3 protein-coding genes and 4 pseudogenes are annotated in these 8,121 nt (G+C 58.4%); 3 read left to right on the forward strand and 4 right to left on the reverse strand.

Annotation, left to right across the window (positions count from 1 at the left end):
- Positions 1 to 125: 125 nt before the first annotated feature.
- Together GWE18_RS41470 and GWE18_RS41475 are read left to right on the forward strand one after the other, a co-directional pair.
- Positions 126 to 941, forward strand: a pseudogene (locus tag GWE18_RS41470) (IS21 family transposase); the annotation flags it as partial.
- Positions 939 to 1,892 (forward strand): annotated as a pseudogene (locus GWE18_RS41475) (ISNCY family transposase); the annotation flags it as partial. The pseudogenes GWE18_RS41470 and GWE18_RS41475, both read left to right, overlap by 3 nt.
- A gap of 264 nt (positions 1,893 to 2,156) precedes the next feature.
- Here the strand turns inward: GWE18_RS41475 and GWE18_RS41480 are convergent.
- Positions 2,157 to 3,659, reverse strand: a complete 1,503-nt coding sequence (locus tag GWE18_RS41480) for a porin (protein ID WP_275191245.1) — start codon at positions 3,657 to 3,659, stop codon at positions 2,157 to 2,159.
- Between the two features lie 503 nt (positions 3,660 to 4,162).
- Here GWE18_RS41480 and GWE18_RS41485 point away from each other — a divergent pair.
- Complete coding sequence (locus GWE18_RS41485) at positions 4,163 to 4,645, forward strand: MarR family transcriptional regulator (protein WP_275191246.1); 483 nt, start codon at positions 4,163 to 4,165, stop codon at positions 4,643 to 4,645.
- 139 nt (positions 4,646 to 4,784) lie between these two features.
- On the opposite strand, the gene GWE18_RS41490 is transcribed toward GWE18_RS41485, so the two are convergent.
- The 3 genes and pseudogenes from GWE18_RS41490 to GWE18_RS41500 all read right to left on the reverse strand — a co-directional run.
- A complete protein-coding gene (locus GWE18_RS41490; RefSeq protein WP_275191247.1) occupies positions 4,785 to 5,783 on the reverse strand; it encodes an alpha/beta hydrolase in 999 nt (332 codons plus the stop codon).
- An 816-nt stretch (positions 5,784 to 6,599) separates the two neighbouring features.
- Positions 6,600 to 6,837: pseudogene (locus tag GWE18_RS41495) on the reverse strand (aminotransferase class III-fold pyridoxal phosphate-dependent enzyme); the annotation flags it as partial.
- 11 nt (positions 6,838 to 6,848) lie between these two features.
- Positions 6,849 to 7,838 (reverse strand): annotated as a pseudogene (locus GWE18_RS41500) (aldehyde dehydrogenase family protein); the annotation flags it as partial.
- Positions 7,839 to 8,121: the final 283 nt, after the last annotated feature.

Consider the following 8,121-nt stretch of genomic DNA (forward strand, 5'->3'; position numbering starts at 1 on the left):
CTAAGGAAAGAAGGAGATCACCATGCCACGAGCGCTCCGTTATGTTGCCGCCGGCGCGGAAATAGCGCTCAGAAATGCGGGTTGTGACGGCATTCGGCACATAACGATGTCCGGCACATAACTGCGACAATCTGCGCTCGGGCGTCACCAAGGCTTGCTTCTATGAGCCGACGGTCAACCGCACCTATGCCGAGATGGCGGCTCACTACAACACCGCCATTGTTCCGGCGCGGCCGTATCGCGCCCGCGACAAAGCTAAGGTAGAAGTTGCGGTCCAAATTGCGACTCGATTTATCGTCGCGAAGCTGCGCAACCGGCAGTTCTTCTCGCTCTGCGCATTGAACGTGGCCATCGCCGAGCTTGTCGCACAACTCAACAACCGCGTGTCGCGCCATCTCGGTGCGAGCCGCCGCGCGTTGTTCGACGAGATCGAGCGCGCGGCGCTCAAACCGCTGCCGGCCGAGCCCTACGTCTTTGCCGAATGGAAGGAATGCAGGGTCGCGCTCGACTACCACGTCGAGATCGAGAAGCACTACTACTCGGTGCCGCACCAATTGCTGCGCGAGAAGGTTTGGGCGCGCATCACGGCGCGCACGATTGAAGTCTTCCACTGCGGCAAACGCGTTGCCGCCCATGTGCGCTCTTCCTCCGACCGCAAGCATACGACGGTGCGCGAGCACATGCCGTCGAGCCACCGGCGCTATGCCGACTGGACGCCAGAGCGCCTCCGGCGAAGCGCCGCCGAGATCGGCCGCCGCACGTCGGCACTGATCGCGACTATCCTGCGGGAGCGCACGCATCCCGAGCAAGGCTTCCGCGCCTGTGTCGGCATCCTGCGGCTTGCCAAGACATATGGCCGCGAGAGGCTCGAGGCTGCGTGCGGCCGCGCGCTCGAGATCGGCGCGCGCTCCTACAGTTCGGTCAACTCGATCCTCAAGAACATCCACCATCCGACGGACAGCACGTTGTTGGGGGACGGAGTGCGAGTGCTGATCCGCAGCATGAAGAAGATCACCGCCATCACGGGCGTCGTCGGAACGAAGCTGCGCGACCGAAGTCGAAGCGTGAAGCTGCGGTTGCTTGAGATCGCGCGGATTGCGCGCGCCAAGGGGCCGCTCAATCACGAGAAGCTCAAGGAAGGCTACCGTAAGCTACTGAGCTCGACGAGCCGGGTGGTGGGTCAGGCGAAGCGCTTCTCCAGCGAGATCTCCGAAGGCGTGAAGCGGTCCAGGGGCATCTTGAAGCAGCTGGCGTTGAAAGGCCTGCGTCTGCAGCTGGAAGCGATGCTGCCGCTGGTGCGGCAAGTGATGCGGCAGACCCGGGAACGTATCTTCCGCGGCAACACCCGGGCAGAAGGCAAGCTCCTCAGTGTGTTCGAGCCCTCGACCGAGATCATTCGCAAAGGTAAGGCCGGCAAGCCCAACGAGTTCGGCAAGATGGTCAAACTGCAGGAAGCAGAGAACCAGATTGTGATCGACTACGACGTCTACGATCAGCGGCCAAGCGATTCGGAGCTGTTGATCCCGGCCATCGAAACCCACGAGGCAAAACTCGGACGCACGCCACGCCTGGTGGCGGCGGATGCTGGATTTTACTCCGCCAGGAACGAAGCTGCAGCGAAAGCCAGAGGCGTCAAACGCGTCTGCATTCCCAATCGCTCGACCAAGAGCGCCGAGCGCAAGCGTGAGCAGAAAAAGCGCTGGTTCCGTAACGGTCAGAAATGGCGAACCGGATGCGAGCGACGTATCAGCGTCGTCAAACGGCGACACGGGCTCGATCGCTGCCGCTACAAGGGCAGCATCGGAATGAAACGCTGGGTCGGCCTCGGCGTCGTCGCCGACAACCTCATCAATATCGGACGCGCGATGGAAAACCAGTCACGCCAACCGTAGTCCGTCCCAACTCGATCTGGCCTCTCAAGGCCCCGCCAGCCCCTGGCGGGGCCTTGTCGTTGTCCGCGCGGTTGACCAGTCTGGTTAGAAGCGCGAATTTTGCGCCGGAAAGTAGTTAGCGGGCACCGCGTCGCTGCATCGCGTGACACTGGGCAGACAAAGTGAAGAGCCCTCAGCGGGGCATCGCCGAGGGCTCTCTGGAGGTTCAAGATAAAATCGTTAGCGAGCTCTCCTTTTTGCTGTTGATCCTAAGGAAGGTTAGCCTCAGAAGTTGCGCTGAACGCGAACGTTGAAAGACAGCGTGTCTTGGTTGTGGTAGGTCCAGCTCTGGAGCGGCTGACCGCTGCCCGGCGTGAACGTCGCCGAGCCCGTGAAGTTCTGGTTCAGGTGGAACCAGGTGGCTTCGGCCGAGAACGTCAGGCCCTTGACTGGGGTCCAGCGGGTGAGCAGACCCAGCACCGAGGCGCTGTAGTCCGGGTTGCAGGTGTAGGTCACGCCTCGGCCCGCGACGGTCGCACCATACGCCGCACACCATTCGGCCTTGGCCACGGCGTCATGCCGCACCCACATCGCGCCACCGTACAAAGCACTCGACCAGTGCGGATCCCAGTTGTGGTTGAACGCACCGCGGATACCAAAGCCCTCGGTCAGGTGGATCTGGCCATCCCCCGCCACGCCGCCAAAGGCGACCGCTTTCGGCAGGTAGACGCCATCGGAAAGCGAGCCGAAGCCGATGCTATTGTTCGGCCCGAACTGGCCGGGAACGCCGCCCAGCATGGCGAAGTTTTGTGGGGTGCTCGCGGTGCCGTAGATATTCTTCATGTCACCCTTGGCCCAGCTCGCATCGAGCTTGATGTCGTCGCCTGGTCCGGTCGGGATGTTCTTGATCTGCAATGCAACCATCGCCGATCCGCCATATTTGGTCTCGGGGTGACCCGACAGGATTGACGTTGGGGTTGCGAGTCCACCGGTACCCGCGATCGTGTTGTAGGTGGCGCGGGCCTCGTGCAGAGCACCAGACACTTGAAACAGTCCCCAGGCTTGATCGATCCGGATGTTGCCGACAACGTCGGGCATGAAAGCGCCGGCGTACGCGTTTGTGCCATTACCGATGGGATCGAGGCCATTAGCCAAGTTCCACAGATTGGTACGCTGGTACGATAGGGGGTCATCGAGGCCTATCGTGGCCGAGACACCATTACCGAACTGCGCCTGATATTGGATGTTGTTAAGGCCCACGTACGAGTCATGACCGCCAACCAGGTAGGAGGTGTTGTTGCCCGGAAAGCCGCCCCAAGGCGTGGAATAGGCGGACTGCGAGGCACCGATTGTGAACCCGGCGAACTGGACGAAGAGTGCATCGGGGAAGAATTGAGTACCGCTTAGCCCGTTATCGGTGTTGAAGTTAAACAAGAGTTCGGCGAACGTGCGGACCACGCCGTACTCAGTTGCGGTGCGGGTATCGATTTGCAGCCCAAGACGAGAACGGGTCTCAAAGTCGTTCCTGGTGCGATCGCCAAAGCCCAAGGCGCCGTTCCAAGCCGGCTTGTCTTGGATGCCGCCATTAAGTGTGGTGTCGATGCGCAGGTAACCGCCGATCCTCATACAGGTGTCGGTGCCGGGGATATAGTAGAATCCGACTCCGTACAGGGAGCAGACCTTCACGTACTCGATCGGCTTAACCTTCACGGGAAGATCGGCGGCCTGCGCCCCGACGCCCGCAAACATTGTTGCAGAAGCGAGGATAAGACTCTTCGTCACTTTCATCGATAAACCTCCAAGTTGGAAACGGCACTTCCGCTTTTCAAAGATCCGCCGCCACTAAGCGTCGCCGGACCAGCGGGCGCTTGACGGAACGACTTCGAGGCGCCCCCTCGCTGTCCATTGCGGTATAGTTCCTGAAATCAATTGTATCAATTAATTAATGACGAGTGGCGTTTTTCTCGAGAGTACGTTGCAGTTGAGCAACACTTACCGCCCTCCTCGCTTGCGGCGCGTGCAACCTCGCAGAAAAAAAGCCTTCGGGGGGCATCCCGAAGGCTACTTTTGGAGATTTAACTGGAGATTTAACATGACCGCTGGATCGATTTCTTAACCGGCCTGACGCATCAATAGCAGACATCAATTGTATTTGTCAATTGCTTTTTGTGGCAAGTGTGTCCCGCCAGCTCTATTCTCGGGTTGCCCAAGGGGCATATGTACGTTCCGGCTTAATGAGGCGATCAACTGTGCGCGCTATTGCGACACCGAGAGTGGGCGGAAAGACCAACATGGCAGATACAGAACAACTCAACCGAGCCGCTACTGACTTCATCTGGAACATCGTCGAGATCCACTCCCAACTGGAGGAAATACATAAGAGCTGGGCCCAGATGTTGGGAATAACCGAACCGCAATGGTTGATCCTGATGGCTGTCGATGAGCTCGACAAAGGCCGCGGGGTCTCAGGAACAGCGGTTGCGAACAAACTGCGAATCCATCCCGCCTTCGTTACCAACCAAACGAAGAAACTCGAAAAAATGGAGCTCCTCACCCGCGTAACGTCACCTGACGATGCAAGATTCCTGCAGATGTCGCTGACTCAAAAGGCCCGGGCGGAAATCAGGAATCTGTCAATCAGGAGACAAGCCCTCCACTCGACCATGTTTGGCGCGCTCGACGAGGAGTCCCTTCAGTACCTGAATAGGCGGCTTACCTCGATTGCCAAAAATAGCCGATTGGCATCTCAAAAGCTGAGCATAGGCATTTTGTAGACAGAAAGGACCGGTGCCGACCAAGGCGGCGCCGGTCACGGCAGGGCAACTTCGCGGCTGGATATCATTCTGTCGCCCTATACGAGTGGACACCATTTGAATCATCGGGCTCGAGTCATTGGTGTCGACGAGGATTTCTTTACTGTCTTGGCCTACAATGGTTATGGAGCCCGACTGTCTTGAGTTTCTGCTCTAGCCATCCGAAAATGCGATCATCGGAAGACACGAAGTTTTCGATCTCTCCGGTCTGGGTCATCTGCGGCATGGTCAACTCCAGATCAATGCGCGCCTCCGTGCAATCAGCTTGCAGTTTGATCGCCTCCGACAGGCTCACGATGCCGCGCCCACCGGCGACCACGAGAACAGGGCATCTCAACTGTCGCACTAGTCGCGAGCGACGCGCCGACAGTACATCCTCGTCCACTACATTTGCGGTCCTCGTCATCCAGCCGACAGACGCCAGAACCCGCGTAAAATTCCAAAGGCCGCCGTCGCAGACTGCCGCAGCAACCCGACGATCAGACACTGCAAAATCAGTAGCTAGGACAGCCGACAACCCTTCTCCATAGACGCCAATCCGACTGGCATCAACCTCGGGCCGAGCTGACAAGTAATCCAAACAGCAAGACAACAACATTTCCGATTGGCCGCGCCAGTGATTTGAGACGTCGTCATGAGAGATAACGAGAACCGATAGGCCACCACCAATCACCACGGGCAAGAGCCTTCCGAATAGCGTCGCTACCGTTTCTTGCTCCCTGCTGATGCAAATAACTGCCGGGGCGCACAAATCGGAACAATCGGCGGGTAAATAGTAGGCCAATATTTCGGCTTCATCGCAGCAGGGAATTTGCACCCGCTCCAGCCTCTGCTCGAGAGATAATCCGAACCTCTGAACACTGGCCTCGACTTTGGCCGAAAGGTCTCCACTTTGAGGATCGTCTTCCTCAGCCAGTCGCCTGGCAACTTCGAAGGCAGTTAGCGCGCAAAGCCAAGCTTCTGTCGCTTCATCGAAGGCTTTCTTTTTGATATTCAGGTCAGCAAGATGGAAATGGGCATCTCCGATGTTTGCCCATCTCGTTACCCAGTTCTGCCGACCTACGGCCCCGTCAATATCCTCAAGCTTGTCCAGAAACACGGCGGCCTCCCGTCGCGTGGACGAAAGATCGCCCCTGACATCAGGCCAAGCCGCGCCGGCAACCCAGTCCATTCGATTCGCCCCCCAGGTGCGGACGCTCACCATCCGCTAAGCATTCGCCAACAATCCAGTCGTTCGCCTGGAGATATTTAGGAGCCGCTTCAAGCATACCCGCAAGGTAGCCGGCTCTTAATCTCGGCTTATCTCCAAAATTTAGAGATTATTAAGCTCTTATGGAGATGAGATTCACTAATCTAGGGTCATCATCGATGAAATTCTGCGCTTGAATAGAGAATTTGAAGCTTTTTGGCCGCTCGATCGGTCGCACCAGAGGACAATCTGAGCTTCGATTGAGCCACACGCTACATCGATGGCGATGCCAATGACGCATCATGCCCCCGGTATTCGGTTTGTCCCGGTCGGCGTTCAAATTGCGCGGGAGATCACGGCTAATCGGAGGACCGGTCAGGCGCGCAGCCAGCGTTCGCACGCCGAGCCGAGAAGTGCGCGATGAGGCCGAGGAGGTGCACTCTGTCGGCTGCGGACGATCGAGCGGTGGCGCGCATCAGCTCACAGGCTGACTGCGGCCGGGGCGCGCTTTGCAGTCAATTTCGAGAAGAGCAAGTATGGCCTATGGTGAATCAAAGGCAAGTGTGATCAGCTCGACCGCTCGACCAACAATTTGGCGCGCGACACAGCCCAGCTCGCTCCAGGTTGATCTGCCACCCTTTCTGGATCAGATCCTCGGTCCAGCGTGATGTGGCACGCGCCCGTGCGCGGCAAGGCGCAAAGGAATACGCTGGCGATGTCCGCCGGAATGACTTCATCGGCAATAAGAACGACGTCGTGTTTGCGCAACACGGCCTGAATAGCTTCCCAATATCCCTTCGGTGGCGGCGTAATACCCCTTGCCCAAGACGGGCTCGCCGATGAAGGCACTGACCGTTTCGGGCCCCTCCCGTTGAACGAGTTCGTTAAGCTCTGCGCCGCGGCGCCTCGAACACTCGACCTCAGTTTCGACGGGATGTGCGCTCCAATAGTGATGTGGAATACCGTATGGACGATTGCTACCGAGGGACGCGTAATCCGACTGACGTGGGTGCCGTCTTCCAATCCGTGGCCGACTTTCGTTCTCGCCGCGGTGTTGGCGAAGTCCTGAAAGTTCGGTTCGCGACCAGGCAATCTTGGCCCGAGGTCGAAAATTTGGCGCCAATAGAGCCGGTCACCGAAGCTTCGAGGTTGGCGTCGTCAAACACCGAGAACGGCGCTACACCTCCGAGCTCTATCGATGTCTTTTTCGCTGTCTGAGCGAAGTGACCGAGCAAGAGGCGTCCAACTTCCGTCGATCCAGTGAATGAGAAAGCACGAACTTCGGCGTGCTCGAGCAACCGCTTTGCCAGATTGGCGTCTCGCCAGTGATGATCTGGAAGACGCCGGGCGGCATGCCCACTTCTTCAGCCAGCCTTGCGAGCGCCAAGGCGAAAAGCGATGTCTCCGGAGCGGACTTGACGATCATCGTGCAGCCCGTTGCAAGTGCCGCCGCGGCCTTGCCGCGCAAGCATCGCAGAAGGAAAATTCCAAGGCGTTACGGCAAGCGTCACGCCGATTGGCTGCATCTGAACAGACGGTTTGCCACCTGGCAGATGACTGGGGGATAGTATCGCCGTATGCGCGGTGGCCCTCCGCGGTGAACCAGTCAACGAAATTTGCACGACAGGCGATTTCGCCGCGCGCTTCGGAAAGCAGCTTGCCTGCTCGCAGGTCATGATTACGGCAAGATCCTCGGCATTCTGCCTCATGGCCGAAGCCAAAGCGCACAGGGTCGCGGCGCGCTCACTGGGTAGGTGATCGCGCCACAAGAATGCTCGCGCAGCGGCCTGGACCACGAAATCGACTTCGCAGCAACTGCAAGCGGTTACGTTACACAGGAGCTCACCCGTCGCCGGATCAGATACCGGGGCCAGTTTGGAGCCAGATACGATCAAGAATAGCGCGCGTTTCGAACAGATCTGGTCGCCTCATTTTCTTCAGTGCCGCACGGGCGACGCCCTTCATGAATGGCTCTTCAACCGAGCATCGGTGAGCTGTCAGTTTAGAGCTGACGATCCACGGGAAAGCGGCCCGAGGCAAAGTTGTTGCAGAGCCAACGGCCTTCCAGGAAGCCCCGAAAACGACACGAGATCAGAAGGAAAGTTGCGAAAAATGGCAGCACTAGACGACCGATTCCATGAAACCTGCGCTGATGGAGCAGGCTGAATTGGTGGAACGGACGGGCTGTTGGCGGATTCCTCGTTTGCGGTCGGCGAAACGAGGAGCTGTATCATGGCAGGATGGCGGC

The organism is Bradyrhizobium sp. CSA112 (assembly GCF_029051645.1).
GTDB lineage: Bacteria > Pseudomonadota > Alphaproteobacteria > Rhizobiales > Xanthobacteraceae > Bradyrhizobium.

What these genes read in the sequence shown, in the direction of transcription:
- GWE18_RS41480 (WP_275191245.1), bottom strand. Translation starts at nt 3,659, where the DNA reads ATGAAAGTGACGAAGAGTCTTATCCTCGCTTCTGCAACAATGTTTGCG.
- GWE18_RS41485 (WP_275191246.1), top strand. Translation starts at nt 4,163, where the DNA reads ATGGCAGATACAGAACAACTCAACCGAGCCGCTACTGACTTCATCTGG.